This is a genomic window from Geodermatophilus sp. SYSU D01119 (assembly GCF_054049975.1).
This window is the reverse complement of sequence record NZ_JBJGYL010000012.1, coordinates 79997-106576: the sequence shown is the minus strand read 5'-3', so window position 1 is coordinate 106576 and position 26580 is coordinate 79997. Positions and strand designations below refer to the sequence as shown.

29 protein-coding genes are annotated in these 26580 nt (G+C 76.6%); 11 read left to right on the top strand and 18 right to left on the bottom strand.

The genetic code is table 11. From position 1 onward, the window contains the following. Window positions 1-4 precede the first annotated feature (4 nt). The 3 genes from ACI79X_RS11880 to ACI79X_RS11870 all read right to left on the bottom strand — a co-directional run bounded on the left by ACI79X_RS11880 (window position 5) and on the right by ACI79X_RS11870 (window position 3569). On the bottom strand, window positions 5-1306 hold the full coding sequence (locus ACI79X_RS11880; RefSeq protein ID WP_457025601.1) for a hypothetical protein: 1302 nt from the start codon (window positions 1304-1306) through the stop codon (window positions 5-7). Next, window positions 1303-1581, bottom strand: a complete 279-nt coding sequence (locus ACI79X_RS11875; RefSeq protein ID WP_457025600.1) for a hypothetical protein — start codon at window positions 1579-1581, stop codon at window positions 1303-1305. Before ACI79X_RS11875 ends, ACI79X_RS11880 begins: the two co-directional genes overlap by 4 nt. A 152-nt stretch (window positions 1582-1733) precedes the next feature. Next, on the bottom strand, window positions 1734-3569 hold the full coding sequence (locus ACI79X_RS11870) for a hypothetical protein (RefSeq protein WP_457025633.1): 1836 nt from the start codon (window positions 3567-3569) through the stop codon (window positions 1734-1736). A gap of 80 nt (window positions 3570-3649) precedes the next feature. On the opposite strand from ACI79X_RS11870, the gene ACI79X_RS11865 reads away from it, so the two are divergent. Continuing rightward, window positions 3650-4423, top strand: coding sequence for a MerR family transcriptional regulator (locus tag ACI79X_RS11865; protein WP_457025599.1), 774 nt, complete (start codon window positions 3650-3652; stop codon window positions 4421-4423). Here ACI79X_RS11865 and ACI79X_RS11860 read toward each other — a convergent pair. Continuing rightward, entirely contained in the window at window positions 4377-4607 is a 231-nt protein-coding gene (locus ACI79X_RS11860; RefSeq protein ID WP_457025598.1) for a hypothetical protein, read from the bottom strand. The genes ACI79X_RS11865 and ACI79X_RS11860 overlap by 47 nt on opposite strands. Before the next feature lie 73 nt (window positions 4608-4680). Between ACI79X_RS11860 and ACI79X_RS11855 the strand changes: the two genes are divergently transcribed. The 5 genes from ACI79X_RS11855 (at window position 4681) to ACI79X_RS11835 (ending at window position 8942) form a co-directional block, all read left to right on the top strand. Beyond that, window positions 4681-5568, top strand: coding sequence for an arginase family protein (locus ACI79X_RS11855; RefSeq protein ID WP_457025597.1), 888 nt, complete (start codon window positions 4681-4683; stop codon window positions 5566-5568). Window positions 5569-5608: 40 nt separating this feature from the next. Further along, complete coding sequence (locus tag ACI79X_RS11850; protein WP_457025596.1) at window positions 5609-6382, top strand: SDR family NAD(P)-dependent oxidoreductase; 774 nt, start codon at window positions 5609-5611, stop codon at window positions 6380-6382. A gap of 10 nt (window positions 6383-6392) precedes the next feature. Then, complete coding sequence (locus ACI79X_RS11845; RefSeq protein ID WP_457025595.1) at window positions 6393-6917, top strand: methyltransferase domain-containing protein; 525 nt, start codon at window positions 6393-6395, stop codon at window positions 6915-6917. Window positions 6918-6952: 35 nt separating this feature from the next. Further along, window positions 6953-8140: an acyl-CoA dehydrogenase family protein gene (locus tag ACI79X_RS11840; RefSeq protein WP_457025594.1), complete on the top strand. Its 1188-nt coding sequence runs from the start codon at window positions 6953-6955 to the stop codon at window positions 8138-8140. A gap of 106 nt (window positions 8141-8246) precedes the next feature. Next, complete coding sequence (locus ACI79X_RS11835) at window positions 8247-8942, top strand: response regulator transcription factor (protein WP_457025593.1); 696 nt, start codon at window positions 8247-8249, stop codon at window positions 8940-8942. Here ACI79X_RS11835 and ACI79X_RS11830 read toward each other — a convergent pair. From ACI79X_RS11830 to ACI79X_RS11810, 5 genes are all read right to left on the bottom strand, one after another. Continuing rightward, window positions 8924-9139 carry a hypothetical protein gene (locus tag ACI79X_RS11830; protein WP_457025592.1) on the bottom strand — a complete coding sequence of 72 codons (216 nt, stop codon included), beginning with the start codon at window positions 9137-9139 and terminating at the stop codon, window positions 8924-8926. The two genes, ACI79X_RS11835 and ACI79X_RS11830, sit on opposite strands and share 19 nt — an antisense overlap. Before the next feature lie 72 nt (window positions 9140-9211). Then, window positions 9212-10417: a sensor histidine kinase gene (locus ACI79X_RS11825; protein ID WP_457025591.1), complete on the bottom strand. Its 1206-nt coding sequence runs from the start codon at window positions 10415-10417 to the stop codon at window positions 9212-9214. Window positions 10418-10559: 142 nt separating this feature from the next. Further along, window positions 10560-11261: a DUF3618 domain-containing protein gene (locus tag ACI79X_RS11820; protein WP_457025590.1), complete on the bottom strand. Its 702-nt coding sequence runs from the start codon at window positions 11259-11261 to the stop codon at window positions 10560-10562. Between the two features lie 39 nt (window positions 11262-11300). Continuing rightward, on the bottom strand, window positions 11301-11897 hold the full coding sequence (locus ACI79X_RS11815) for a phage holin family protein (protein ID WP_457025589.1): 597 nt from the start codon (window positions 11895-11897) through the stop codon (window positions 11301-11303). 3 nt (window positions 11898-11900) lie between these two features. Continuing rightward, window positions 11901-12779 carry a hypothetical protein gene (locus ACI79X_RS11810; RefSeq protein WP_457025588.1) on the bottom strand — a complete coding sequence of 293 codons (879 nt, stop codon included), beginning with the start codon at window positions 12777-12779 and terminating at the stop codon, window positions 11901-11903. Window positions 12780-13111: 332 nt separating this feature from the next. Between ACI79X_RS11810 and ACI79X_RS11805 the strand changes: the two genes are divergently transcribed. After that, window positions 13112-13954, top strand: coding sequence for a siderophore-interacting protein (locus ACI79X_RS11805; protein ID WP_457025587.1), 843 nt, complete (start codon window positions 13112-13114; stop codon window positions 13952-13954). A 1-nt stretch (window position 13955) separates the two neighbouring features. On the opposite strand, the gene ACI79X_RS11800 is transcribed toward ACI79X_RS11805, so the two are convergent. From ACI79X_RS11800 to ACI79X_RS11785, 4 genes are all read right to left on the bottom strand, one after another. Continuing rightward, a complete protein-coding gene (locus ACI79X_RS11800) occupies window positions 13956-14744 on the bottom strand; it encodes an enoyl-CoA hydratase/isomerase family protein (RefSeq protein WP_457025586.1) in 789 nt (262 codons plus the stop codon). Window positions 14745-14748: 4 nt separating this feature from the next. Further along, window positions 14749-15675, bottom strand: a complete 927-nt coding sequence (gene ypfJ, locus ACI79X_RS11795) for a KPN_02809 family neutral zinc metallopeptidase (RefSeq protein WP_457025585.1) — start codon at window positions 15673-15675, stop codon at window positions 14749-14751. A gap of 231 nt (window positions 15676-15906) precedes the next feature. Beyond that, window positions 15907-17535 carry a helicase HerA-like domain-containing protein gene (locus tag ACI79X_RS11790; protein WP_457025584.1) on the bottom strand — a complete coding sequence of 543 codons (1629 nt, stop codon included), beginning with the start codon at window positions 17533-17535 and terminating at the stop codon, window positions 15907-15909. Window positions 17536-17561: 26 nt separating this feature from the next. Beyond that, window positions 17562-18407: a formate/nitrite transporter family protein gene (locus ACI79X_RS11785; protein ID WP_457025583.1), complete on the bottom strand. Its 846-nt coding sequence runs from the start codon at window positions 18405-18407 to the stop codon at window positions 17562-17564. Between the two features lie 125 nt (window positions 18408-18532). On the opposite strand from ACI79X_RS11785, the gene ACI79X_RS11780 reads away from it, so the two are divergent. The 4 genes from ACI79X_RS11780 (at window position 18533) to ACI79X_RS11765 (ending at window position 21691) form a co-directional block, all read left to right on the top strand. Next, complete coding sequence (locus tag ACI79X_RS11780) at window positions 18533-18922, top strand: hypothetical protein (protein WP_457025582.1); 390 nt, start codon at window positions 18533-18535, stop codon at window positions 18920-18922. Window positions 18923-18926: 4 nt separating this feature from the next. Then, on the top strand, window positions 18927-20150 hold the full coding sequence (locus ACI79X_RS11775; protein WP_457025581.1) for a glutathionylspermidine synthase family protein: 1224 nt from the start codon (window positions 18927-18929) through the stop codon (window positions 20148-20150). 41 nt (window positions 20151-20191) lie between these two features. Beyond that, window positions 20192-20638 (top strand): nitroreductase family deazaflavin-dependent oxidoreductase, encoded by a 447-nt coding sequence (locus tag ACI79X_RS11770; RefSeq protein ID WP_457025580.1) that lies wholly within the window; start codon window positions 20192-20194, stop codon window positions 20636-20638. Between the two features lie 72 nt (window positions 20639-20710). Further along, window positions 20711-21691, top strand: coding sequence for an ABC transporter substrate-binding protein (locus ACI79X_RS11765; RefSeq protein ID WP_457025579.1), 981 nt, complete (start codon window positions 20711-20713; stop codon window positions 21689-21691). Here ACI79X_RS11765 and ACI79X_RS11760 read toward each other — a convergent pair. Genes ACI79X_RS11760 through ACI79X_RS11740 form a run of 5 tightly spaced genes read right to left on the bottom strand, consistent with a single transcriptional unit; the run spans window position 21676 to window position 26534 of the window. Next, the gene (locus ACI79X_RS11760) at window positions 21676-23163 is read right to left on the bottom strand and encodes an FUSC family protein (protein WP_457025578.1); all 1488 of its coding nucleotides are present in this window, start codon (window positions 23161-23163) and stop codon (window positions 21676-21678) included. The two genes, ACI79X_RS11765 and ACI79X_RS11760, sit on opposite strands and share 16 nt — an antisense overlap. 58 nt (window positions 23164-23221) lie before the next feature. After that, window positions 23222-24193, bottom strand: a complete 972-nt coding sequence (locus ACI79X_RS11755) for an aldo/keto reductase (protein WP_457025577.1) — start codon at window positions 24191-24193, stop codon at window positions 23222-23224. 41 nt (window positions 24194-24234) lie between these two features. Continuing rightward, a complete protein-coding gene (locus tag ACI79X_RS11750; protein WP_457025576.1) occupies window positions 24235-25308 on the bottom strand; it encodes a winged helix DNA-binding domain-containing protein in 1074 nt (357 codons plus the stop codon). Window positions 25309-25349: 41 nt separating this feature from the next. After that, window positions 25350-25988 carry a hypothetical protein gene (locus ACI79X_RS11745; protein ID WP_457025575.1) on the bottom strand — a complete coding sequence of 213 codons (639 nt, stop codon included), beginning with the start codon at window positions 25986-25988 and terminating at the stop codon, window positions 25350-25352. A 15-nt stretch (window positions 25989-26003) separates the two neighbouring features. After that, window positions 26004-26534 carry a GNAT family N-acetyltransferase gene (locus ACI79X_RS11740; protein ID WP_457025574.1) on the bottom strand — a complete coding sequence of 177 codons (531 nt, stop codon included), beginning with the start codon at window positions 26532-26534 and terminating at the stop codon, window positions 26004-26006. Window positions 26535-26580: the final 46 nt, after the last annotated feature.

Here is a 26580-nt window from a genome sequence, read left to right as displayed (position 1 = left end):
CCGCTCAGAAGCCGAAGAGCAGGCCGAGCCCGGCGACGGTGAACAGCACCATGACCAGCACGAGCGGGAGCTGGTCCGACGCCGGGGCCCGGGGCGCCACCCGCAGCGCCTTCTCGTGGGCGAGCAGCACGCCCACGACGTGGCCGAGCACCACCGCGCCCACCTGCACCCAGGCGATGAGGTCCGGGCCGACCGCCCGCAGGTCGACGACGTTCGCCGCCGTCCCGAACAGGTCCGCACCGGTGCCGAACGGGTCGCTGGCGAGGATCCACGTCGTCTGGCCGTCGAGGAGCAGCAGCGAGAAGTAGTGCGCCACGGTGTAGCCGACGGCGATGGGCACCACCGAGGCCGCGTAGAGCCGCGGCTGCGGGCCCAGCGGCAGCCGGCCCAGCCGCCCCGACAGCCGGGTGCCGAGCAGGTACAGGCCGGCGACGAGCGCGGTGCAGGCGGCCAGCCCGAGCGTGCCCGACAGGGTGTCGTCGGCGGCGCCGGGACCGGTCTGCCACCACACCGTCCGCGACAGCCCGTCGAATCCGGTGGAGCCGAGCAGCACCACGACGACGGCGGCGAGCCCGCGCTCGTCGGGCGTGGCCATCGCGTTCGACAGCGGCGACCGGACGACGACCACGCCGTCGTCGCGGCGGGCGAGCGCCGACAGGCGGGCGAGCAGCGTCGACCAGACCTCGAAGCCGTCACCGCGGGCGATCCACTCCTCCCCGAACCAGGCGGCCGCGGCCAGGTGGGCGGCCGCGTACGCGAGCAGGAACACCGCCACGGTGGCCGGTTCCGCGCGGCCGGGGAACACCAGCTCCAGCCAGACGAACACCAGCAGCGAGGCCGCGGCCGGCCACACCCCGAGCGCGGGCAGCCGGGCGGCGCCGCGCGGCGGCCCTGTGAGCGGGCGGAGCGCGCGGGACAGCAGCCGCAGCGGGTTGAGCACCCGCCACACCGGCCCGAGCAGCAGGCTCGCCGGCACCAGGCCCACCCAGCCGGTCACGTACAGCGCCCAGGGGGCGAGGTTGCGGTCGGTCTCCGCGGGGCCCGCGAGCGCCACGAGCAGCACGAGGACGGCGACGGCGAGCGCGGCCGCCTGCAGGCCGCGGCGCAGCGGCGCGCTGCCGGCGGCGCGCTGCACCCAGGACGGCAGCGGGTGCCCGGAGTGCGCGCCGCCGAGCCTCGGCCGCCGCCACAGGAGCAGTAGGACGGCGAAGCTGACCAGGATCGCCGCGCCCGCGCCGTAGAGGGCCAGGCCCAGCGGGAGGGGCAGGTCGGTGCGCGACCCCACCCCGTGGGCGAGGACGGTCACCCGACCTGCAGCGACAGCAGCACCGTGCCCGATCCGTGCAGCTCCGCCTCGAAGACGCCGGGGAGGTCGGCGGTGAACTCCACCGTCGCGGGCCTGCCCGGGGCCAGGTCGGCGGTGAGGTCGTAGCCGTGCAGGTGCAGCTCGTCGGCGACGTCGCTGGTGACGGTCAGCGCCACCTGCTCGCCGGCGGCCACGACGACCCGGCCGGTGTCGCCGGTGACCTGCCCGCCGGCCACCTCGACGACGATCGCGCGGACGGCGGGGGACGACGGCACGGGAGACGCCGGTGCCGGTGCCGGGGCCGAGGTCGTCGACGAGGGCGAGGGGGTCGTCGCCGACGGCGTGCCGGCCTCGGCCGGGGCCGTCCCCGCGCACCCGCTCAGAGCGAGCACGAGGACGGCCGTGGCGAGCGGGAGGGCGCGGCGCATCAGCGGCCGCCCACGCCGGTCGGGGCCGGGCGGTCGACCGGCCGCCCGGGGGAGCGCTCGCCGACGCCGCCGCGGCGGGAGTACCGCCCGACGCCCCAGGCGATGGCGCCGACGAGCGCCAGCGTGCAGGCGAGCACCACCAGGTTCGCCACGGTCCACAGCCCGCCGCCGGAGGCCTCCAGCTCGCGCTGCAGGACGTCGATCTCCGGGATGGCCGGGCGGGTGACGCCGTCGGTGGCGGCGACCTCGTCGGCCGGGATGGCCGGGTCGGCGGGCAGGTAGATCGGCACCGCGGTGAGCACCCGGCCGTCGTGGAGGCGCAGCAGCGTCTTCCAGTCGTCGTCGACCGGCACCGGCTCGGTCGTGCGGTACCGCCCCGGCCCGGTGCGCTCGAGGTCGGTGACCACCAGGCCCTGCCCCTGCCAGGCGGTGATCTGGACCCAGGCCGGGTCGTCGACCGCGTCGGCCGGGCTGAGGGTCACCGTGACGTCGGCGGTGCGCGGGTCGGCGGTGACCTCCTCGATGCCGAAGGTGGCCTGCAGGTCGTCCGGCACCGTGGCGACCAGGCCGTTGGCGACGCCGCCGGCGAGCGCGGCCAGGGCGAGCGCCAGGACGCCGCGGGCGACGGCGGGGCGGGGCAGCCGGCGCCGCAGCCCCAGCGCGAGCAGGGCGCCGAGCAGGCCGCCGGCGACCCCGCCGGTCACCGCCATGAGCGTGCCCTCGACCAGGACGTCGCCGTTCCACTCCAGGACCTGGGTGAGGCGGGTCCACAGCCCCTCGACGAGGGTGCCGGCGGTGCCGACGAGCACGCCGGCGACGGCGCCGAACGCGAGGGGGCGGCGGGCGGGCGGCCAGGCCAGCGCGAGCAGCTCGACGAGCAGTGCGGAGCCCAGGTAGAGCGGGAACTGCGGCGTGATCTCGCCGAGCACCGGGCCGACGACGACGGCGATGGTGCCGCGGACGAGGAGGAAGAACGCGGCGGCGGCCAGGGCCCCGCCGCGGCCCATCCAGAGCCGGGCGGCGACGAGCGCGGCGCCGGCGGCCGCGGCGATCATGAACGGCTCGAGGACGAGGCGGAACTGCGGGACGCCGAAGTCGAACTCGCCCTGGAACACCGACAGGCCGAGCAGCAGGCCGCCCATCGCCGAGGCCTGGCGCAGGAACCGGGCGCGGTCGCCCACCCGGCGGTCGCCGTCGTCGGTGGACAGGCTCCCGTGGCCCTCCATCTCCAGCACCAGCAGGCCGACGATCGACAGGCCCGCACCGCCGATGAGCATCAGGTGGGTGGGGCCCCACAGCGTCACGTCCTGGCCGAACAGGCGGTGCCAGACGTCGTCGAGGGGGAAGCCGAGCAGGGCGTAGAAGCCCGAGGCGGTGAGCAGGACGCCGCCGACCGGGACGTCCCAGCCGCGCAGGAAACGGACGGCGGCCGGGCCGGGGCGCCCGCCGAGCGGCATCGAGCAGGCGAGTACGCCGCCGGCGAAGACGCCGAACAGGCCGAACAGGATGAGGTAGTGCGCCGGGTTGGCCAGCGGCCCCTCGTCGCGGCCGACGCCGATGTGCAGCGCGATGTCCCAGAGCATCCCGAGCAGCGCGGCCAGCAGCGACGCGGTGGTGAGCACGGTGGGCAGCGCCACCCAGCCGGGGACGCCGGTGGCCCGGCCGAGCGCGTCGCCGGCCCGGGCGAGGACGGCGGTGCGCCGCGTGCGGTGCGCCCAGACGAGGGCGAGCAGGGCGGCCACCAGGGCGGAGCCGAGGGCGGTGGCGAGCGCGACCTCACCCAGAGCGGCCCCTCCGGCGGGGCGGTCCTCCACGGCGAGCAGCGCTGGTCCCATGGACGTCACGGCGGTATGAGACACCATCTGACGTCACATCAGCAAGTGACACATGCGGATCCCGTTACGATGCCGTCCTGATGGAGGCACAGGAATCGACCCCCGGCCCCGCCGCGGACGACGGCGACCGGGAGTTCACGGTCGACGAGCTCGCCGCGCGGGTCGGCATCACGGTGCGCAACGTGCGCGCCTACGCCGCCCGCGGCCTGCTGCCGCCGCCGCGGCTGGTCGGGCGCACCGGCTACTACGGCCCCGAGCACGTCTCCCGGCTGCTGCTGGTGCGCGAGATGCTCGCCGAGGGCTACTCGCTCGCCGTCATCGAGCGCACGCTGGCCACCGCCCCCGCGATCGGCGGCTCGGCGTCGCTGGCGCTGCACCGGGCGCTGCTCGCGCCCTGGCTGCCGCCCGAGCCCGAGGACACCACCGCCGGGGAGCTCACGGCGCGGGCCGGCGTGGCGATCGACCCGGCCACGGTCGAGGAGCTGGTCCGCCTCGGCCTGGTCGAGCGGCTCGACGGCGACCGGCTGCGGGTCACCGACCCGTCGCTGCTGACCGCGGGCCTGCAGGTCATGCAGCTCGGCGTGCCGCCGTCGGCGCTCATCACGGCGCAGGCGCGGGTGATCGAGCTGGTGCGGGAGATCGCCGGCACCTACGTCGGGATGTTCCTCGAGACCGGCTGGCGCACCCTGCTCGAGTCCGGATCGCCGCCCGAGCAGCTCGACCGGGTGCGCGACATGATGTCCCGGCTCCAGCCGGCCGCCGCCCAGGCGCTGCTGGCCAGCTTCCGCACCGAGATGGCCGCGGCCGTCAGTGCGGCGGTCGAGGCCGAGCTCCGGGCGCTCGCGGGGGACTGACGGCCCGGGCGCCCTCGAGGCGCTCGGTGCGCCCGTCGAGGTCGTCCCGCTCCCGGGCGGCCAGCCGCCGGTCGCGCACCACGGCGGCGACGACCCCCGCGACCAGGATCGCGGCGGGGACGGAGAACCCGGCGGTGGCGATGAGGCTCAGCCCGTCGGTGGCGAGGACGGTCGGACCGGACACCCCTCCATGTGACACCGACCGGTGTCACGTGTCAACCGGTCGTCCTGTCGGCAGCGGGCGGTAGGACCGCGGCATGACCCCGCGCCCGCTCGACCTGCTGGCCGCCCCCTCGAGCGCCGCGGCGCACTGGCCGGGGCAGGAGCGCTCCTGGGCGGCCCTGGCCGACGCCGGCCTGCCCGCGGCACTGGCCCGTACGCGGGAGGTGGCGGCGCGCGAGCTGTTCGCCCCGGCGCGCTGGAGGGCGGGCCGGGGCCCGGAGGGGCGCGTCCGCGACGCCGACCGGGTGGCCGCCGGCCTCACCGCCGTGCGCGACGCGGTGGCCGGCTCCCTGGCGGCCGGGCGGCTGCCGCTCGTCGTCGGCGGTGAGTGCACGACCACCGTGGGGCTCGTCGCCGGCGCCCGCGCCGCCGGGCTGCGGCCGGGCCTGGTCTACGTCGACGGCGGGGTCGACCTGCGCACCCCGGCCGACAACCCCACCGGCGTCGCGGACTCCATGGCGCTGGCGCACGTGCTCGCGCTGCCCGGGTGCGACCCCGGGCTGCTCGCCGTCGGCCCGGCCCGGCCGCTGCTCGCGGTGGACGACGTCGTGGCGGTCGGCGTGCGGGCCGCCGAGCCGGACGCCACGACGGCGGGCCGGATCGGCCTGCGCATGGTCCGGGCGCAGGCGGTCGCGGCCGACCCGGAGGGCACCGCCGCGCGGGCCGCCGCGGCCGTGCGCGGGCCCGACGGCTTCCTCGTGCACCTCGACGTCGACGTCGTCGAGTTCCTCGACCTGCCGCTGGCCGACGTGCCCGACCACGGGCAGGGACTGCCGCTCGACGTCGTCGCCGCGGTGCTGCGCCGGCTGTGCGCCGACGACGGCTTCCGCGGCCTGTGCGTCACCGAGGTCAACCCCGACCATGCGCCGGACCCGGGCGAGATCGGCCGGCTCGTGGCGGTCCTCACCGCCGCGCTGGGCTGATCCGCGGTTCCGCGCGCCCGCGGCGGGGGAGGAGCAGCCCATGGCGACCACCACGTTCGACTTCAGCGGCTCCGTCGTCCTCGTCACCGGGGGCGGCACCGGCATCGGCCTGGCCATCACCCGCGCGTTCCTCGACGCCGGGGCCACCGTCGCGGTCACCGGCCGCCGGCGGGAGAAGCTGGAGGCCGCGCTGGAGAGTGTCCCGGAGGACCGCGCCGTGGCGCTGCCGGCCGACGTGTCCGACCCCGCGCAGGTGCGGCAGCTCGTCGCCGACGTGGTCGACCGGTTCGGCCGGATCGACGTCGTGGTGAGCAACGCCGCGGCGTACGAGAGCGGCGAGATCACCGACCTCGCCGACGACGCCTGGGAGCACCTGCGCGCCACCAACGTCGACGCCTTCTTCCACCTGGCCAAGGCCGCGCTGCCGGTGCTGGCGGAGTCGGGCGGCAACCTGGTCGCCGTCTCCTCGGTCTCCGGCCTGCGCGGCGACTGGGGGCAGGCCGCCTACAACGCCTCCAAGGCGGCGGTGACCGTCTTCGTCCAGTCCCTCGCGCTGGACTGGGGCGGGCGCGGCGTGCGGCTCAACGCCGTCGCCCCCGCGTTCACGTTCACGGAGATCAACGCCGGCGTCCCGCGCGACGAGGCCTCGCTCGCGCCGCACGTCAACCGGGTGCCGCTCGGCCGCATCGGCGAGCCGGAGGACATCGCGCCCGCCGTGCTCTTCCTCGCCAGCGGGGACGCCCGCTACGTCACCGGCGCCGTGCTCGCGGTCGACGGCGGCACCAGCGCCTCCACCGGCCAGGCGCACGTGTGAGCGGGCCCCGGTGACCGCCCGCGCCTCGGACCGGCTGGCGTTCGTCGCCGGCGTGGTCGCCGCGGCGCCGGGGGAGCGGGTGCTGGAGGTCGGCTGCGGCGCCGGCGTGCTGGTCACCGAGCTGGCGGCCGCGGTCGGCGAGGGGAGCGTGGTCGCCGTCGACCGGTCGGCGCGGATGGCCGCCGCCACGGCCCGCCGCAACCGGGCGGCGGTCGAGGCGGGACGGGTGCGGGTGCACGCCGCCCCGCTCGTCGACGCCGGCCTGGACGGGGAGCGCTTCGACGCCGCGGTCGCCGTGGACGTCCGGGCGTTCTGGACGCCGCCAGCGCCGGAGTGGGACGTCCTCGCCCGCGTGCTGGCTCCCGGCGGGCGCGTGGTCCTCGGCTTCTCCGTCATGCGCCCGGAGGACCGGGACCGCGTGCCGGCGGCCGTGGCGGAGGCGGCGGGGCAGCGCCGGTTCGCCGTCACCGCGACGGCGGAGGCGCCCACCGTGCCGTTCCCGACGGCGGCGGTGCAGCTGCGCCGTCCCGGGTAGGGAGGGGAGCACCCACCGACGGGAGGACCCCTGCGATGAGCGACGACACGACCGGCGCGCTGACCGGCGACCTGTACGGCTACGAGACCCTGCTGGACGACGACGAGCGCAAGGAGCTGGCGGGCATCCGGCGCTTCCTCGACGAGGAGGTCCGCCCGCGGGTCAACGACGCCTGGGCGTCCTCGGAGTTCCCGATGGACCTCGTCCCCCGCTTCGCCGAGGAGGGGATGGTCGGCCGCAGCTACGACCTCGAGCACCGGCCGCGCGCCTCGCGGCTGTTCACCGGCTTCATCGCGCTGGAGACCGCCCGCGTCGACCCGTCGATGGCCACCTTCCTCGGCGTGCACAACGGCCTGTCGATGGGCTCGATCGTGCTGCTGGGCTCCGACGAGCAGCGCGCCCGCTGGGTGCCCGACATGGTGTCGCTGCAGACCATCGGCGCCTTCGCGCTCACCGAGCCGCACGGCGGCTCCGACGTCGCCCGCGGCCTGGAGACCACCGCCCGCCGCGACGGCGACGGGTGGGTCATCGACGGCGCCAAGCGCTGGATCGGCAACGGCACCATCGCCGACGTCGTCGTCGTGTTCGCCCGCGACGTGGCCGACGACTCGGTGAAGACCTTCGTGGTGGAGAAGGGCACGCCCGGCTTCACGCCCACGAAGATGGAGGGCAAGTACGCGCTGCGCACCGTGCAGAACGCCGACATCGTCTTCGAGGGCTGCCGCGTGCCGGCGGAGAACAAGCTCGAGCACGGCAACTCCTTCAAGGACGTCAACCGGGTGCTCAAGCTGACCCGCGGCGGCGTCGCCTGGTCGGCGGTGGGCTGCCAGATGGGCGCCTTCGAGGCGGCCATCGCCTACGCCAAGGAGCGGCAGCAGTTCGGCCGCCCGATCGCCGGCTTCCAGCTGATCCAGGACCTGCTCGCGCGCATGGCCGGCAACGTGACCGCCAGCCTCGGCATGGCGGTGCGGGTGTCCCAGCTGCAGGAGGAGGGCGTGTTCCGCGACGAGCAGGCGGCGCTGGCCAAGGCGTTCGTCACCGGCCGGGCCCGCGAGACCGTCGCCCTGGCCCGCGAGCTCTTCGGCGGGAACGGGATCCTGCTGGAGAACGACGTGGTGCGGTACTTCGCCGACGCCGAGGCCCTCTACTCCTACGAGGGCACCCGCGAGATCAACAGCCTGATCGTCGGGCGCGCGCTGACCGGCGTGAGCGCCTTCGTCTGACGCCACCCCGCGGGGTGAGGCGGGCACGGCCCGGGTGGAGTCCGGTCGGGCCACCGCCGTTGCTCCTCCCGGGGCGGCCACCGTGGCCGCCGGGACGGGAGGCGCGGTGGGCGCGCAGTCGGTGCTCGTCGTGGAGGACACCGAGGAGATCCGCGAGCTCGTGGTCACGGTGCTCGAGCGGGCCGGTCTGGACGTCCGCGCCGTCGGCACGGGCGCGGACTGCCTGGCGGAGGTGCGCCGGTCGGCGCCCGACCTCGTCGTCCTCGACCTCGGGCTGCCCGACGGCGACGGCACCGAGGTGTGCCGGCAGCTGCGCGCCGGGAGCGGCTGCTACGTCCTCATGCTGACCGCGCGGGCCGAGGAGGTCGACCTGCTCGTCGGCCTCGCCGTCGGCGCCGACGGCTACATGGCCAAGCCGTTCTCCCCGCGGGAGCTGGTGGCGCGGGTGCAGGCGCTGCTGCGCCGGCCCGCGACCGGCCCGGTGCCGCCGCAGCCCGACGACGCCGTCGTGCGGCTGGCCGACCTCGAGGTCGACGAGGACGCCCGCGAGGTGCGCGTCGACGGCGCGCTGGTCGCCCTGACCCGCACCGAGTTCGACCTGCTCGCCGCGCTCGCCGCGCGGCCGGGCCGGGTGCTGCAGCGCGAGACGCTGCTGCGCGAGGTGTGGCGCACCGACTGGGCCGGGAGCCTGCGCCTGGTCGAGGCGCACATGTCCAACCTGCGCCGCAAGCTCACCGCCGCGGGGCTGTCCGCGGCCGAGATCCGGACCGTGCGAGGAGTGGGCTACCGGCTGGTGGCCTGACCCCGCCGCGGCTCGGGCACCACGCGGGTGCCGGCGCAGCCGGTGGCGCGGGCGCGCAGCCGCCGCACGAGGACCGGGTCGGCCGTGGGCAGGTCCGGGGCGGGGGAGTCGTCGAGGAAGGCCAGCAGCCGGGCCGGCAGCTCGCCGTCGGGGCCCGGGGTCCTCCGCGCCGTGTCGCCGTCCTGCGTGGTGCTCACGATCATCAGCCTGCCACCGCCCGCGCAGGCCCCCCGCGGGACCCCCGCACGATCAGCGCAAGGGCGGTGTGCTCAGCGCGGCAGGACCAGCGTCGCGGTGGTGCCGCGGCCCTCCGTGCTGGCCAGCTCCAGCCGCCCGCCGTGTGCCGCCGCGATGGCATGCGTGATCGACAGGCCGAGCCCCGCGCCGGGCACCCCGGCGCGCACGGCGGTCGCCGCGCGGGTGAAGCGGGTGCCCAGCCCCGCCCGCTCCGCACCGGGGATGCCGACGCCGGTGTCGCGGACCTCGATGCACACCTCGCCGTCCCCGGGACCGCCCGCCGTGCCGAGCCCCAGCTCCACCCGCCCGCCGCGGGGCGTGAACTTCACCGCGTTGGAGACCAGGTTGTCGACGGCCTGGCCGAGCCGCAGCGCGTCGCCGGGCACGACCGGCCCGGACGCCGGTGCGGTCACCGCCAGCGTCACCCCGGCGCCGTCGGCGGTCACCCGCGCGGACTCGCCGGCGGCCCGCAGCAGCGCGGCCAGGTCGACCTCGCCGGGGGTCAGGGAGAACCGGCCGGCCTCGACCTGCGCGGTGAACAGCAGGTCGCCCACCAGCCGCTCGAGCCGGGAGGCGTTGCGCTGCACGACGGCCAGGGAGCGTCGGGTGCCGGCGCCGAGCCCCGGGTCGTCGAGCACGAGCTCGAGGTAGCCGAGCACCGAGGCCAGGGGCGTGCGCAGCTCGTGGCTGACCAGCGCGACGAACTGGTCCTTGAGCCGCTCGGCCGCGCGCACCTCGGTCATGTCGGTGCCGACGAAGGTCCAGCCGTCGTGCGCGCCGCCGTCGGGGGAGCGCGGGGTGACGGCCACCGAGACGGTGCGGCGGGTGCCGTCGGCGGCCACGTAGGTCCAGTCGCGGACGTCGCTGCCGGTCTCGGCCGCGGTGCGCACCAGCGCGGCGAGCCCGTCCCCGCCGAGCTCGGCGGGGTCGTGGAAGTCGGTGATCCGGCGGCGGCGCACCACCGCGGCGCGCGGGGCGCCCAGCAGCCGCTCCGCGCCGGGGTTCCACACCCGCACGACGCCGTCGAGGTCGGTGCCGACCACCGACTGGCGCGTGATCGCGTCGACGACGCCCGTCATCGTGGCGGCGCGGGCGCGCAGCATGCGGGCGGCGACCTCGAGCTCCTCGCCGCGCGCGTCGACCAGCGCAGTGAGCCTGGCCCGCTCGGCCTCGAGTCCGGCGACCCGGGCCTCGAGCGCGCGCAGCCGCGCGGCGTCGGGGGTCGTCGCCGTCGTCACGGGGGAGGGATCGGCCGGCGGAGGGCGGTGGTGCAGCCGGCCGCCGGGCCGCTACCCCCGGCGGGGGAGCCCCGGACGCGGCAGCGCCCCGCCGGGTCGGACCCGGCGGGGCGCTGCAGGGGGTGGCGCGGTGGTGCGGGTGTCAGCTGCTGCTGGCCTGGCTCTGCACCGACTCGCGGGACTGCTGGGCCTGGCCCTGGACGTCCTGCGCGGCCGACTGGCCCTCGTTCTTCACCGTCTGGGCAGCCTCCTGGGCGGTGCCCTTGACCTCCTGGACGGCCTGCTCGGCGGCCGGGCGCAGCTGCTCGCCGACCTCCTGGGCGGCCTGCTTGGCCGGGGCGAGGAGCTGGTCCTTGTGCTCGCGCAGGGCCGACTCGGCCTGCTGGGCCAGCTGCTGCTCCTTCTGCGAGGCCGGCAGCAGGCTGGAGACCAGCCAGCCGACGCCGAAGGCGATGAGCCCGGCCGCGAGCGGGTTGCCCTGCGTCTGGCGGACCACCGCGTCGGGGGCCTGCTGGACGGCGTGGGCGGCCTGCGAGGCGGCGTCCTGCACGGTGCCGGCCGCGCTGCTGGCCGCGCCCTGCACCGAGCCGACCGCGTCGTGCGCGGTGCCCTGCACCGAGCTCATCGCGTTCTGCGTGGTGCCGCGGGCCGAGGACCGGGTGTCGTGGGCCGAGCCCATGACGCGGTCCTTGACGTTGGCGAACCGGCCCTTGGCCGAGGCCATGCGCCGGTCGACGACGCGGGCCGGGTTGACCTTCTCGTTGAGGGCGTCGACGTCGTAGCTGAGCTCGCGCCGCGTCTCCTCGATCTGCCGGCGGATGACGTCCGGGTCACTGCTGGTCATGTCTGCTCCAGGGAGGGTGAGGGGCCCGCAGGGCCGGGGTCAGTGGGGCTTCAGGGCGCCGGGGACCTGCTGGAGGGTCTCCACGGTGCGTTCGGGCTTGGGGTTGACCTGCCGGAACTTCTTGCGCCCCATCACGAAGGCGACGGCGCCGATGACGCCCCAGAGCACGGCCACGATGAGGGCGGCGAGGCCGGCGTCCATGACGTTCTCCAGCGCCCACCACAGGGCGAAGGAGAGGAACAGGATCGTCATGTAGCCCGCGAAGCCCGCGGCGCCGAGCAGGCCCGCGCCCTGGCCGGCCTTCTTCGCCTCGGCCGTGACCTCGGCCTTCGCCAGGGCGATCTCCTGGCGCATCAGGACGGAGAAGTCCTTGGTGACCTCGCTGATGAGCTCGCCGACGGAGGCGCCGTCGACGTCGGGCCGGCCGGCCTCGGTCATCGGGGTGCCGCGGTCACCGGCGTGCGCCCCGTAGGAGGCGTCGGAGTAGCCGGTGTCCTGGCCGTAGGCGGTGGAGCCCTGCTGGTACCCGGCGCCCTGCTCGTAGCCGGGGGTCACGGCGTAGTTGGCCTGCGGCGGCTCCGGCGGGTAGCCGCTCTGGCCACCCACCGGCGTCGCGCCGGAGTAGGGGGAGGACATGGCTCAGACCCCCTGACCCGGGCGGCGGGTCGGGTCGTCCCAGCCGGCGGGGGCGGCCGGCGGCACGACGCTGCCCTCGGGCGGCACGGTGCCGTACGGCGGGGGCGGCAGCGGGGTGCCGGTGGTCCCGGTCGTCTCGTAGCCGGTGCTCTCGTACCCGGTGGTCGTCCCGTAGCCGGCTCCGGTGGTCTGGTAGCCGGTCGTGGTGGTGGTCTCGTAGCCGGAGTAGGCCGGCGCCGGGTCCACGTAGTTGCCCGAGCTGTAGGTCGACGTCGTCGACGACAGCCCCTGGCGCGACGAGGAGTCGTCGCTGTGCGCGGCCTTGACGCCGCTGGTCAGCCGGCCGGCGACGACGCCAGCGAGGGCGGCACCGAGCAGGAAGACGCCGGGCTTGCGGCGGGCGAAGCTGCGGACGTCCTCGAGGAGGTCGGCGGGCTCGCGGTTCTGCAGCATGTCGGCGAACTGCTGCACGCGGCCGGCGCCCTCGGTGATGAGGTCGCGGGCGGGGCCGGGGGCCGGGGCGTTGCCCTCGACCATGTTGCGCAGCTGCTCGGCGAGGCCCGCCAGGCTCTGCCCGGCCTTCTGCTGCTGCGAGACGGCCTGCTGGCGCACCTGCGTGCGGCCCTGCTCGACCAGGCTCTGCGCCTGCTGCTTGGTCTCGGCGACGACGTTCTTCGCCTGGTCGGCGGCGGTCGTGGCGACCTGGCTGCCGGCCTCCTTGGCGGTCTGGCCGACGTTGCGGGCCTCGTCCTTGGCGACGTCGGTGGTCGACGGCGAGCCGGACGTGGTCGTCGTGGTGGTCGAGGTCGTACTCGTGTCCCCGTAGCCGGTCGCGCCCGAGGAGGGCGGCGGCGGGAGGGGGGCGTCGATGGAGTGGGTCATCGTTCCTCCTGAGTGGATCTCGGTCGGCATGTCGCTACCCGGGAATTGATCACGCACACATCCCGGGTCGACGGTCGTCGCCGGAGCGCATGCGCGTGGAGCACGCCGGCGGTGGGGGCACCGCTCGGCTGGAGCCGTGGGGAAGTGCGGGTCGGACGCCGTCCGGGCAGCGGTGCGCGCCCGGGCGGCAGCGCCGGGACGGCGTCGTTCCCGCAGGCGACCGGCTACCCGGACGCGACTGTCCGGAAACGGGCTCCGGCCTGCCGGTATGCGCGGCGGGCCCATCCGGCGCCCGGAGTAAGGTGAGGCTTCCCTGACTCCGAGGAGGGCCCGTGGCCGACCCGAACGCCCGCCGCCGCCGGACGCCGCGCACCGGCACCGTCGTGCGCACCGACCGGCTCACCCCGCACGTCGTCCGCGTCGTGCTGGGCGGCGAGGGGCTCGCCGGCTTCGCGCCGCAGCACACCGACGCCTACGTGAAGCTGCTGTTCCCGCCGGCGGGCGCCGGCTACGGCGTGCCTTTCGACGTCGAGGACGTGCAGGCGCGGCTGCCCCGCGAGCAGTGGCCGGTGACCCGCACCTACACCGTGCGCTCCTGGGACGCCGATGCCGGCGAGCTGACCATCGACTTCGTCGTCCACGGCGACGAGGGCGTGGCCGGGCCGTGGGCGCTGGCCGCCCGGCCGGGGGACACCCTGCAGCTGTTCGGCCCCGGCGGCGCCTACACGCCCGACGCGGCGGCCGCCTGGCACCTGCTGGCCGGCGACGAGACCGCGCTGCCGGCGATCGCCGCCGCCCTCGAGGTGCTGCCCGCCGGCGCCCGCGCCGAGGTGTTCCTCGAGGTCGCGGGCCCGGAGGAGGAGCAGGAGCTCCCCGCCGGCGACGGCGTGCGGGTCACCTGGGTGCACCGCGCCGCCGCGCCCGGGGTGGCGCTGGTGGCCGCCGTGCTCGGCGCCGAGCTGCCCGAGGGCGACGTCCACGTGTTCGTGCACGGGGAGGCCGGCGCCGTCCGGGAGCTGCGCCGGTTCGTGCGCACCGGCCTCGGCGTCCCCCGGGAGCGGCTGTCGGTGTCGGGCTACTGGCGCATCGGCCGCACCGAGGACCGCTGGCAGGCCGAGAAGCCGGAGTGGAACGCCGCCGTCGAGGCCGAGGAGTCCGGCCTGTCGGTCGCCTGACTCACCCCCGCCAGGGGAAGCGCGGCGGTCGGCGCCCGGTGAAGGCGGCCACGCCCTCGGCGAGTTCGCCGGCCGCCGCCGTCTGCCGGTACCAGCGGCCCGCGAGCTCCTCGACCTCGTCGTCGGGCCGCCCGGCGGCCAGCGCGGCGGTGATCTCCTTGGCCGCGCGCTGGGTGAGCGCCGACCGGGCGGCGAGCACCTCGGCGAACCGGCGCACCTCGCCGGCCAGGTCGCCCGCGGGCAGCAGCCGGTCGACCAGGCCGGTGCGCAGCGCGGTGTCGGCGTCGACGAGCTCGCCGGAGTAGAGCAGGTAGCGGGCGGTGGCCGGCCCGACCAGCTGCACGAGCTGGCGGGTCGACGTCGGGGTGAAGACGATCCCCACCTTCGCCGGGGTGACTCCGAAGACGCCGGTCGGGTCGGTGAACCGCAGGTCGCAGCAGGTGGCCAGCTCCACGCCGCCGCCGATGCAGTGCCCGCGGACCATCGCGATCGTCGGCTTGGGGAAGTCGCGCAGCGCCGCCTGGGCGGTGAGGTTGTCGCGGCGCAGCCGGGCCATCGGGTCGTCGGCGTCGGGCCCGCCGAGCAGGTCGGAGATGTCGGCGCCGGCGCAGAAGCTCGGGCCGGCGCCGGTGACCACGAGGACGCGCACGTCCGGGTCGCCGGCCAGGCCGCCCAGCACGCCGGGCAGCGCCGCCCACATCGCCGCCGTCATGGCGTTGCGCTTGTCCGGCCGGTCGATGGTGAGGACGGCGACGGCGCCGTCCCGGGTCACCCGCAGGTGCTCGGTCACCGGGTCATCCCAGGTCGTCGGTGGCGAAGGTGTCGCACTGCGCGGGGTCCCCGGTCTGGTACCCCGTGAGGAACCAGCGCTGCCGCTGCTCGGAGGAGCCGTGCGTGAAGGTGTCCTGGTCGACGGTGCCGCCGCCGAGGTTCTCCTGGATGAAGTCGTCGCCGATGCGGCCCGCGGTGTCCAGGGCGGCGTCGATGTCGGCCTGCGTGATCTCGGCGATCAGCGGGGCGCCGGACTCGTCGGGCACCGTCGTCGCGTGGTTGGCCCAGGCGCCGGCGTAGCAGTCGGCCTGCAGCTCCAGCCGCACGGTGCCGCTGGTCGGGCCGGTCTCGCCCGGGGTGACCTGCCGGTTGGTGCCGAGCAGGTTCTGCACGTGGTGGCCGTACTCGTGGGCGAGCACGTAGGCGTTCGGGAACGCGCCGCCCTCGGCGCCGAACTGGCTGCGCAGCGTGTCGAAGAAGCTCAGGTCGATGTACACGAGCTGGTCGGCCGGGCAGTAGAAGGGCCCGGACCCGCTGGTGGCGCCGCCGCACTGCGTGCTGACCTGGTCGGAGAAGAAGACCGTGTCGGTGGGGACGTAGCCGTCGAGGGTCTGCGACCAGTAGTCCTGGATCGAGTCGATGTCGGCGACGACGGCGCACTCGACGGAGGTGTTGGCGTCGCCGCTGTCGTCGCAGGACTGCTCGAGGGCGCTGTTGTCGGCCGTCTCGCCCGCGCCGAGCCCGCCGGACAGCGCGCCGAGCCCGCCGGCGCCGCCGCCGCTCCCGCCGCCGCCGAGCACCTGGAACAGCACCAGGACGAGGATGCCGACCAGGCCGAGCCCGCCGCCGCCGACCGCGACGCCGCGCCCGCCGAACCCGCCGCCGCCCCCGCGGCCGCGCCGGTCCTGGATCGACGACGTGTCGAGGTCGCCGCCCTCCCTGTACCGCATGTGCCTGGGTCCTCCCGGTGTCGCGTGCCGTCCGACCGTGCCACCGGTACCCGCGCGCCGCACCCCGGCGAACCCGCCTCCGCCGGCCTGCACCCGCCCGCCCGTGGGCCCGGTGGCCGCGATCACGGAGTACCGGTGGCGACGCGCCGGGTCCGCGCGGCGTGTCGCGACGCGAGCTCCATGATCCCGGCGGAGGCGGGCGGCGCGGGCGACCCGCACCCGGGAGCCGGGTCAGCGGCGCCGGCGGGTGCCGAACAGGCCGCGGGTGAGCTCCCGGCCCAGCGCCGAGGCGGCCGAGCGGGCGAAGCTGCGGAACACCGGAGAGGCCATGACGTCGGCGAGCAGCCCGCCGTCGTCGGCCGGGCCGGCCGTCCCGGCCTCGCGACGGCGGGGCGCGGGCTCCCGGCGCGGCTCGGCCTCCCGCCCCGGCTCGGCGTCGCGGCGCCGGGCCGGGGCCTCCGGCGCGGCGGGCGGGGGCGCGAGACGCGCGGCCAGCAGCTCCCGCGCCGACTCCCGGTCGACCGGGGTGCCGTAGCGCGCCTGCAGCGGCGAGGCGGCCACCGCGGCGGCCATGACGTCGGGCGCCACGGTGCCCATCGAGGCCCGCGGCGCGCGCAGCACCGTCCGGGCCAGGGGCGTGGGCGCGCCGCGCTCGGAGAGCACCGTCACCGCCGCCTCGCCGGTGCCGAGCGAGGTGAGCAGCTCGGCGACGTCGTCGTAGACGTCGCTGCGCGGGAACGTGCGCACGGTCTTCTTCAGCGCGTCGGCGTCCTCCGGCGTGAAGGCGCGCAGTGCGTGCTGCACCCGGTTGCCGAGCTGGCCGAGCACGTCGGAGGGGACGTCGGTGGGTTGCTGGGTGACGAAGAAGACGCCGACGCCCTTGGACCGGATGAGCCGCACGGTCTGCGTGACCGCCGTCAGGAACGCCTTGCTCGCGTCGCTGAACAGCAGGTGTGCCTCGTCGAGGAAGAACACCACCTCCGGCCGCTCCAGGTCGCCGACCTCGGGCAGCTCCTCGAACAGCTCGGCGAGCAGCCACACGAGGAAGGTGGAGAACAGCGCCGGCCGGTCGGCGACGGCGGGCAGCTCGACGGCGCTGATGACGCCGCGGCCGTCGGGGGCGGTGCGGATCAGGTCGGCGGGGTCGAAGGCGGGTTCCCCGAAGAAGACGTCGCCGCCGAGGTCCTCCAGCGCCACCAGCTCGCGCAGCACCACGCCCGCCGTCGCCTTGGACAGCCCGCCCAGGCCCGCGAGCTCGGCCCTGCCCTCCGGCCGGGTCAGCCAGGTGAGCAGCGCGCGCAGGTCGGCGAGGTCGAGCAGCGGCAGGCCGGCCTCGTCGGCGTGGTGGAAGACCAGCCCGAGCGAGCTCTCCTGCGTGGCGTTGAGGCCGAGCACCTTCGCCAGCAGCGTGGGGCCGAAGTCGCTCACGGTGGCGCGCACCGGGACGCCGGTGCCCAGCCCGCCGAGCGCGAGGTACTCCACGGGGAAGCCGGCCGGCGTCCACGCGTCGCCGGTCTCGGCCGCCCGCCGGGTGACCCGCTCGCCCGCCTCCCCGGGCTCGGCGAGGCCGGCGAGGTCGCCCTTGAGGTCGGCGAGGACGACCGGGACGCCGGCGGCCGACAGCTGCTCGGCCATGAGCTGCAGGGTGCGGGTCTTGCCGGTGCCGGTGGCCCCGGCGATGAGGCCGTGCCGGTTGAGCGACGACAGCGGCAGGCGCACCTGCGCGTCCGGGTGCGTGCGTCCGCCGGCGGAGACCGCGCCCAGGTCGAGCGCGGGGCCCTCGGTGGCGTAGCCGGCGGCGATCCGGGCCGCGGCGGCGGCGCCGTCGTCGTCCGGGGGAGGTGTGCTCGTCTCGCTCACGCGGGCGACGGTAGCGACGGGCGGCCTCAGGCGCGCTCGGCCGGCTCCGCCCCGGTGGTCGGCGCCGCCTGCGGCTCGTCGCGCAGGAACAGGTACCAGTACGAGGTCCCGACGAAGACGACCGCGCCGACGAGGTTGCCGGCGCCGGCCAGCAGCCAGTTGACGACGGTGTCGCCCCAGTTCGCGCCCTCGACGCCGGCGAAGACCGCGGCGGGCAGGAAGAACATGTTGGCGACGACGTGGTCGAAGCCCATCGCGACGAAGGCCATGACCGGGAAGAAGACCGCGAGGATCTTGCCCGAGACGCTGGTGGCGGCCAGCGACATCCACACCGCCAGGCACACCAGCCAGTTGCAGCCGACCCCGCGCAGGAAGGTCTCCCACGCGGTGTGGTGGGTCTTGCCGTCGGCGATCTCGGCCAGCCGGGCGAAGGTCAGCCCCGCGCTGCCGGTGCTGTCGGGGTCGCCGATCACCCCGGTGGAGACGGCGAGGAAGTAGGCCACGAACAGCGCGCCGAGCAGGTTGCCCAGCAGCACCAGGGTGAGGTTGCGGACGACGTCGCCGATGCCGAGCTTGCCGTTCATCGCGCCGAGCGGGACCAGCATCATGTTGCCGGTGGCCAGGTCGGACCCGGCGATCAGCACCAGGACCAGGCCGAGGGTGAAGGCGGCGCCCATGAACAGCGTGGGCAGCGTGCCCCACGTCCCGGCGTCCAGGCCGGAGGAGACGGTGATCGCCACCAGCGCCCCGAAGGAGATGTAGGCGCCGGCGAGGAAGGCGCTGACCAGCACCCGGTCCCACGTCCGGTGCACCTTCTTCGCGCCGGTCGCGCTCGCGACGCGGGCGATCTCGGCGGGTTCCCTGGCGGCCATCGCGCCTCCCCGGGGCTCGGCGACGTGCCGGACGCTAGTGGAACGGGACCGTCCGTGCCGACCGGGGGACGCGCCGGTCCGGCCGGGACCTAGGGTCAGGGCGTCCACCGAGCCGGGAGGGGTCCATGGCGTTCTCGAACCGGGTGCGCAGCGCGTTGACGACGACGGTGCTCGCCACCGCCGCCACCGGGTTCCTCGCCGGCTGCGGCAGCGACGACGAGGAGGAGCAGGTCGCCTACTGCACCAACGAGGACGGCGAGATCGTCGACGAGGACTACTGCGACGACGACTACGACGGCGGCGGTGGCGGGCTGTTCTTCCTCTACCTCGGCGGCTTCCGCCCGGGCCTGCCGGTCGGCACCGTGCTGCCCTCCGGCGGCACCCGCGTCGACCCGCGCGACACCGCCGCCCGCCAGCGCTACGGCTTGCCCGGCACGGGGTCGGTGGCCAGTGGCACGCGGGTGACCGGGGGCATCGGCTCGGGCACCGGCGGCACCGGCAGCTCGGGGTCCTGAGCCGGTGCGCCGCGTCGAGGCCGGCGTCGTCCGGCCCGGCTGGGAGGCCGAGATCGAGTCCTCCGGCCTGGTCTTCAACCGCACCACCACGCCCGGCGGCGACGTGCGCAGCTACTGGCGCGAGGGTCCCCACTACGACTTCACCTCCGAGGAGGTCGCCCGCCTCGAGGGGTGGGTGTCGCAGCTGTTCGAGATGTGCGTGGCGGCCGGCGACCACGTGATCGAGAACGACCTGTTCGACCGGATGGGCATCCCGCTGATCGCCCGCTCGGGCATCCGGGCCACCTGGGAGGGCGAGCCGCCGAGCGTCTACGGCCGCTTCGACCTGCGCTACGACGGCTCGGGCCCGCCCAAGCTGCTGGAGTTCAACGCCGACACCCCGACCGGGCTGGTCGAGGCCGCGGTCGCGCAGTGGAACTGGCACCTGTTCACCGGGCAGGGCCGCGACCAGTGGAACGCCCTGCACGAGAAGCTCGTCGCCGCCTGGCAGCGCAACCTCACCCGGTGGGAGCGGCGGACCGGCGTGCGCCCGCGGGTGCACCTCGCCTGGTCGAACGGCGACGTCTCCGGGGAGGACCGGATGACCGTCGCCTACCTCATGGACACCGTCGTGCAGGCCGGCTACGAGGCCGTCGAGCTCGTCGTCGAGGACATCGCCCTGGACCCCGGCGACGGCCGCTTCTACGACCCCGCCGGCCGGCACCTCGACGTCGTCTTCAAGCTCTACCCCTGGGAGTGGCTGATCGAGGACGAGTTCGGTGCCGCCGTCCTCGCCGACGCCGCGCGGCCCGGCGGTACCACCTGGGTCGAGCCGGTCTACAAGATGCTGTGGAGCACCAAGGCGCTGCTGCCGGTGCTGTGGCGGCTCTTCGGCGGCGACCCGGTGCTCTCCCAGTTGCTGCTGCCGGCCTACTTCGCCGACGAGATGCCCTCGAGCTGGCGGGACTACGTGCGCAAGCCGCTGTGGGGCCGGGAGGGCGCCAACGTGGAGATCGTGCGCGACGGGCGGGTGGTCACCTCCCTGCCGGGGCGCTACGGCACCGAGGGCTTCGTCGTCCAGGAGTTCGCGCCGCTGCCGGACTTCGCCGGCGTCGACGGGCCGCACCACCCGGTGCTCGGCGCCTGGGTGGTCGACGGCGAGCCCGCGGGCCTCGGCATCCGCGAGAGCGACGGGCTGATCACCGACAACCTGAGCTTCTTCGTCCCGCACACCATCGACGCCCGCTGAGCCGGCGTGCCGCCCGCGCGGTCCCGACCTACGGTCGGGGCATGCCGCTGGAGGGTGAGTACGAGCCGAGTCCGCAGCAGTGGGTCCGCGAGCAGGTGGAGCGCTACGAGGCCACCGGCGGGCGCGAGGCCAACACGCTGCGCGACACCGGCCTGCCGGTCGTCATCTTCACGACCCGCGGGGCGAGCACCGGGAAGGTCCGCAAGCAGCCGCTCATGCGCGTCGAGAAGGACGGCGTCTACGCCATGGTGGGTTCGCAGGGCGGGGCGCCGAAGGACCCGGCCTGGGTGGCCAACCTGCGCAAGCACCCCGACCAGGTGACCGTGCAGGACGGCCCCGAGCCGTGGGACGGCGTCGCCCGGGAGATCACCGGCGAGGAGAAGGCCGAGTGGTGGGAGCGCGCCGTGGCCGCCTACCCGCCCTACGCCGAGTACCAGCAGAAGACCGACCGGGTCATCCCCGTCTTCCTCGTCGAGCGACGCCGCTGATCCGACTCAGGGAAGGCTGTCCTAAGTTGTCCCCCGGTGCCGGACGGTCCGGCACCGGGAGGAGGAGCGACGGTGCTCTGGGGACGGACGGCGCGCGGACGCGTGGCCGGTGCGGTGGCGACGGTGGCGGTGCTCGCCGGGTGCGGGTCGGCCGACGCCGAGGCGCAGACCGGCGCGGGATCCGGCGCGGCGCCGTCGGCGGACACCCGCACGGTGGAGCACGCCGCCGGGACGGCGGAGGTCACGGGCACGCCCGAGCGGGTCGTCGTCCTCGACACCGGTGAGCTCGACGCCGTCCTGGCGCTCGGCATCACCCCGGTCGGGGCGGTGCGCACCGACGTCAGCGACGAGCTGCCCGGGTTCGTGTCCGAGGCCGGCGTCGACCCGGCCGACATCGCCGCCGTCGGCACGATCGCCGAACCCGACCTCGAGGCGATCGCCGCGCTCGAGCCGGACCTCATCCTGTCCAATTCCGTGCGGCACGCCGACGTCTACGACCAGCTCGCGCAGATCGCCCCCACGGTGTTCGCCGAGACGATCGGGGAGAGCTGGCAGGAGAACCTGCTGCTCGCCGGCGAGGCGCTCGGCCGCGAGGAGCAGGCGCAGGACCTGCTGGACGATTTCGCCGCCCGCGCCCAGGAGGTCGGCGGCCTCTACGGCGACCCGGCGCAGACCGAGGTGAGCGTCGCCCGCTTCCTCGACGGCACGCTGATCCGCCTCTACGGCGAGGGGTCCTTCATCGGGTCGGTGCTCGCCGAGGTCGGCTTCGCCCGGCCGGAGGTGCAGCGGACGCCGGAGACCTTCGTCGAGGTCTCGCCCGAGCAGGTGACCCAGGCCGACGGCGACCTGCTGTTCCACGGCGCCTACGGGGCCGACGGCGCGACGGCGGCCGACCAGGTCACCGCCGGGCCGCTGTGGCAGTCGATCCCCGCGGTCGCCGGGGGTCGCGCCGTCGCCGTCGACGACGACCGCTGGTTCCTCGGCCTGGGCCCGCTGGGCGCCGGGCTGGTGCTCGACGACCTCGAGGAGCTGGCGCCTCAGCTGGCCGGCTGACCGGCGGCGAGCCGGCGGGCGAGCTCCGCGGCCAGCGGGCCGTCGCCGCGGGCCCGGGCGCCGAGCAGCGCCCAGCCCAGGTCGGCCACCGCGCGGGCGCGGTGCACCTCCGCGGTCACGGCGGGGGTGGGCAGCAGCTCGGCGCGGGCGCCGGCCGACACCTCGGCCAGGTGGTCGAGGGCGGCGTGCAGCCGGCGGTCGTCGGCCGCGGCACCCGCGGCGGTGACCTCGCGCACCGCCGCGGGCAGCCGCCGGCTCGACGCGCGGGGGAGCAGCGTGAGGCCCGCGGCCAGGGCGGCGACGACCCCGACGCCGGTCTCGGCCAGCCGCTCGGCCACGAGCCCGCCGGCCGTCGTCGCCGGGTTGCCCAGGTGCACCAGCAGCAGCGCCAGCGGGGTGATGAAGGAGACGGCGAGCACGTACTGCGCGGCGACGAGCAGCTCCACCGCCAGCTGCAGCAGCGCGGCCAGCGCGATCGCCGCGGGCAGCGGCAGGTCGAGCGCCACGAGCGCGCCGGCCAGCAGCACGCCGACCGCGGTGCCGAGCGCCCGCTGCAGCCCGCGGGTGCGGGTCGCCCGGGCGTCGGTGCCCAGCTGCACGCCCACCGCCGTCGTGACCGCCCAGTACGGGCTCGCCAGGCCGAGGGCGACGGCGGCGAGCCCGGCCGCGGCGCCGCCCGCGCCCAGGCGCAGCGCGGTCGCGGCGGCGGGCACGTGCCACCAGCGGGCGGGTGCGGGACCCGGCGGCGCGGACGGGCCGGCGCCGGGAGCGGCGGGGAGGGCGACCGGCAGGGTGGCCAGGAACCGCGCCTCGACGTCGTCGAGCCGCCGGCGCAGGTCCGCGCGGCCGCGCCGGCTGCCGCCGCGCACGGCGACGTCGGCCAGCCGCACGGCGCGGGCCGCGCCGGCCGGGCTGCCGCCCACCGCGGCCTCGGCCGCCTCCAGTGCGCGGCGCTCCGGGCCGGTCGGGTCCCACAGCCAGGGCAGCATGCAGCCGGCCCAGGCCAGCGCCGCGCCGGCCGCGGCGGCCAGCACGTGCGGCCCGGTCCCGCCCGGGGCGGTGCCCAGCGCGCTGGACCCGCCGGCGACGAGCACCACTCCGAGCGGGCCGGGCGGGCCCACCCGCCAGACGACGCCGGCCGCGGCCGCCGCGGCCGCGAGCGCCGCGCAGCCCAGGACCAGCGCCACCGGGTGCCCGGCGGTCAGGGCGCCGAGCGCGCTGCTCGCCACCAGCACCGCGCCGACGGCGGCCACCACGCCGGCCCGGCGGCGGTGGGGGAGGGCGTGCCCGTAGACGGCGGTGAACGACGCGAGCGCCGCCGCCGAGCCGAGGTCGACGCGGCCCAGCGCGGCCCCGGTGCCCAGCGCGACGGCCAGGCACACCGCCGCGGTGACGCCGCGCCGCCCGCCGGCCCGCCACAGCGCGCGGGGCCCGGGCACCGGCGGGCCGAGCAGCGGGCGGACGACGGACACGGCCCCCATCGTTCCCGGGGCCGCGCCCGCGACCGGCGTGGCGCGGGCGTGATCTCCGTCAGAAACCGGCGACGGCGTGCGGCGTGTACGGCTCCTCGAGGCGGGCGACCTCGTCGTCGGTGAGGCGCAGGTCCACGGCGGCCAGGGCGTCGTCGAGGTGTCCGGGCTTCGTCACCCCGACGATCGGCGCGGTCACCACCGGCTTGGCCAGCAGCCAGGCCAGCGCCACCTGCGCCCGCGGGACGCCCCGCCCGGCGGCGACCTCGGCCACCCGCTCGACGATCGCGCGGTCGCTGCGCTCGTCGTAGAGGCGGCCGCCGAACGCGTCGTTCTCCGAGCGGTGCGTCGTCTCGTCCCAGTCGCGGGTGAGCCGGCCGCGGGCCAGCGGGCTCCAGGGGATGACGCCGATGCCCTGGTCGGCGCACAGCGGGAGCATCTCCCGCTCCTCCTCGCGGTTGAGCAGGTTGTAGTGGTCCTGCATCGACACGAAGCGGTGCCAGCCGTGCTCGCCGGCGGTGTACAGCGCCTTGCTGAACTGCCAGGCCCACATGCTGCTCGCGCCGAGGTACCGGACCTTGCCGCTCCGGACGGCCGAGTCCAGCGCCTCCAGCGTCTCCTCGACCGGCGTGGCCGGGTCCCAGCGGTGGATCTGGTAGAGGTCGACGTGGTCGACCTGCAGCCGGCGCAGACTGGCCTCGAGCTCGCGCAGGACCGCCACGCGCGACAGCCCGCCGCCGTTGGGGCCCGGGCGCATCCGGCCGTGCACCTTGGTGGCCAGGACGACGTCGTCGCGGGTGGTGAACTCCCGGATGGCCCTCCCGGTGATCTCCTCGCTGGAGCCGGCCGAGTAGACGTTGGCGGTGTCGAGGAAGGTGACGCCGGCCTCGAGCGCCGACCGGATGAGCGGCATCGCCTCGTCCTCGGGGAGGCTCCACGGCGTCATCCCGCGGCCGGGCTCGCCGAAGCTCATCATCCCGAGGCAGATCCGGGAGACCTCCAGGCCGGTGGCGCCCAGGCGCGTGTAGTCCATGCCCCACCCTCGCCCGGCGGTGCGGGGGCCGCCTCCCGGCGTCAGGGGAGCGCGGCGGCGAGCTCCGGCACGCGCTCGGCGACGCCGTCGGGGAAGGCGGTGAACGGCTCGGCGGTGACCACCCGTCTCGCGCCCGTGCCGGTCCACCGCCAGGTGCCCACCGCCGTCCCGCCGACGACGACGGTGGGGCGGAAGACGCCGTTGCCGCCGGGGACGATCCGGTCGGCGTGCTCCGCGGGCACCGTGCAGGTGCGGTCGGCGTAGCCGAGCACCACCTCGTCGAAGCCGGGCAGCAGGTGCAGGCCCTCGGCCTCCGCGCGGCAGGCGGCCAGCCGGTCGGGCACCTCGGGGTCGAGGTACAGCTCGGTGCCGTCGACGTCGACCGCGGCCAGCCGGTCGCGCACGGCCGCCAGCCCGGCGCGGGCGTCGCGCACGGTGGTGCCGGCCCAGCGGACCAGGTCGGCGACGCCCGCCGGGCCGTGGCCGGTGAAGTAGCGCAGCGCGAGCTCGGCCCGGGCCTCCTCCCGGCCGGGCCGCCGCGGCGCGGGCACCCACTCGTCGAGCAGCACGAACGCCTGGTCACCGGCCTCCAGCGGGCCGAGGACGAGCGTCCCGGTCTGCGCGAGGAACCACAGCGAGTGGTAGCCCTTCTGCCCGGCGACGTCGCAGCCGCCGTCGGCGAGGGCGGCCAGCAGCTCCCTCCGCCCGAGCCGGCGCCCGCCCGACAGCGCCCCGACCGCCACCCCGCGGGCGCGCTCGAGGTCGTCGGGGGTCAGGCCGACGACCTCCCGCCGCCTGGCCGCGCCGGCGAGCACCCGCGGGCCGAGCAGGTCGAGCATCCACGGCAGGTCCTCGGCGGGCGTGAGGTGCAGGGTGCCGCGCATCGGCCACGAGCGGACGACGGACCCGTCGGCCAGCGCCGCCTCGACGCCGGCCCGCGACCGGCCGGCGGTCCGCAGCGCCACCGACGTCAGCGCGCCCGGCAGGTCCTGACCCTGGACGGCGAGCAGCCCGCGGACGGCGGCCGCGGCGTCGGGGAACGGCGGGCCGGCCACGCGCTGGGCGACCAGCCGCAGCAGCGCGACCTCGCGGGGCGGGACCGTCGGCGTGGGCATGCGCCGGATGCTGCCAGCCGGTGACGACGGCCGGCCCGCGGTCAGTCCTCGGCGCCGCGGGGGATGCCGAGCGTGGCGAGCAGGTCCTCGTGCAGCTGCATCCACACGGTGTGGCAGGACTCGACGCCGACGCCGGCGACGTACTGCCACTGCCCGCCGTCGACCCGCGCCAGCGCCGAGGTGTAGCGGGCGGCGTAGCCGTCGAAGCGCTGCAGGCGCCCGGCCAGCGCGGCGGTGGCCGCGGTGAGCTCGCGGCCGAGCGTGGAGAGGGCGCGCAGCACGCGCTCGTCCCAGCGCCGGTCGGTGTGGTCGTTGGCGGCCAGCGGGTCGGTGCGGGTGGGCCGCACCTGCCAGTCGGTGCACACCCGGCCGAAGCGGGCGTTGAGCGGCAGGAAGTCGGCGTACGCGGCGGCGGCCACGTCGCGGGCGCCGACCCGGTCGAGCTCGGCGGCCATGCGGCGCTCGTCCTCGGCCCGGCCCTCGGCGGTGACGAACCAGCCGGAGGTCCCGTCGAAGGACGCGGTGCCCACCCAGCCGCGGGCGCCGTGGTCGAGCAGGTGGTCCTCGACGTCGCCGGGGTCGAGCCCGTAGTGGGCGGCGATGCGGTCCGTGGGGGCGAACCCCAGGACACGCGGTGCGTGCAGGACGAGGTCGTCGACGGCGGAGACGGCGGCGCGCACGGGGAGGATCCTCCGTCAGCGGCGCAGGTGCAGGTAGACCATGTCCTCGGCGTCGGGTTCGGGAGTGCGCGGGGTGAACCCGGCGGCGGCCGCGGCGCGCAGGCTCGCGGTGTTGTCCGGCTCGATGCCGAGGACGAACTGCTCGACGTCGGCGGTGCCGGGCTCGGCGACCAGCGCCCGCAGGGTGGCCGCGCCGACGCCCTGCCCGCGGCGGGACGGCGCGACGACGTAGGCCGCGCCCATCGTCCGCCGGGGATCGGTCTCCAGCACGCGCCCGGCGGCCGGGTCCCACGTCGTCCAGCGGTCGTAGACGTCGCCGCCGACCTGCGCGACCAGCACGCCGTCGTCGTCGACGGCCACGAAGGTGCACGAGCGCAGCACCCGCCGGCCGCGGAACTCCTCCGTCCACCGGGTGCCGCGCACGGCGAGCTCGCGGGTGGGCCACTCGCGCCCGCCCAGCCGCCGCCGGGTCTCGGGGTCGTCGAACCACGGCTGCACGGCGAGCAGGTGCTCCGGTTCGAAGGGGACCAGCGAGACGGTGCGCACCCGACCACCCTGGCCCCGGCCCGCCCGGCGTGCACGCCGCTGCCAG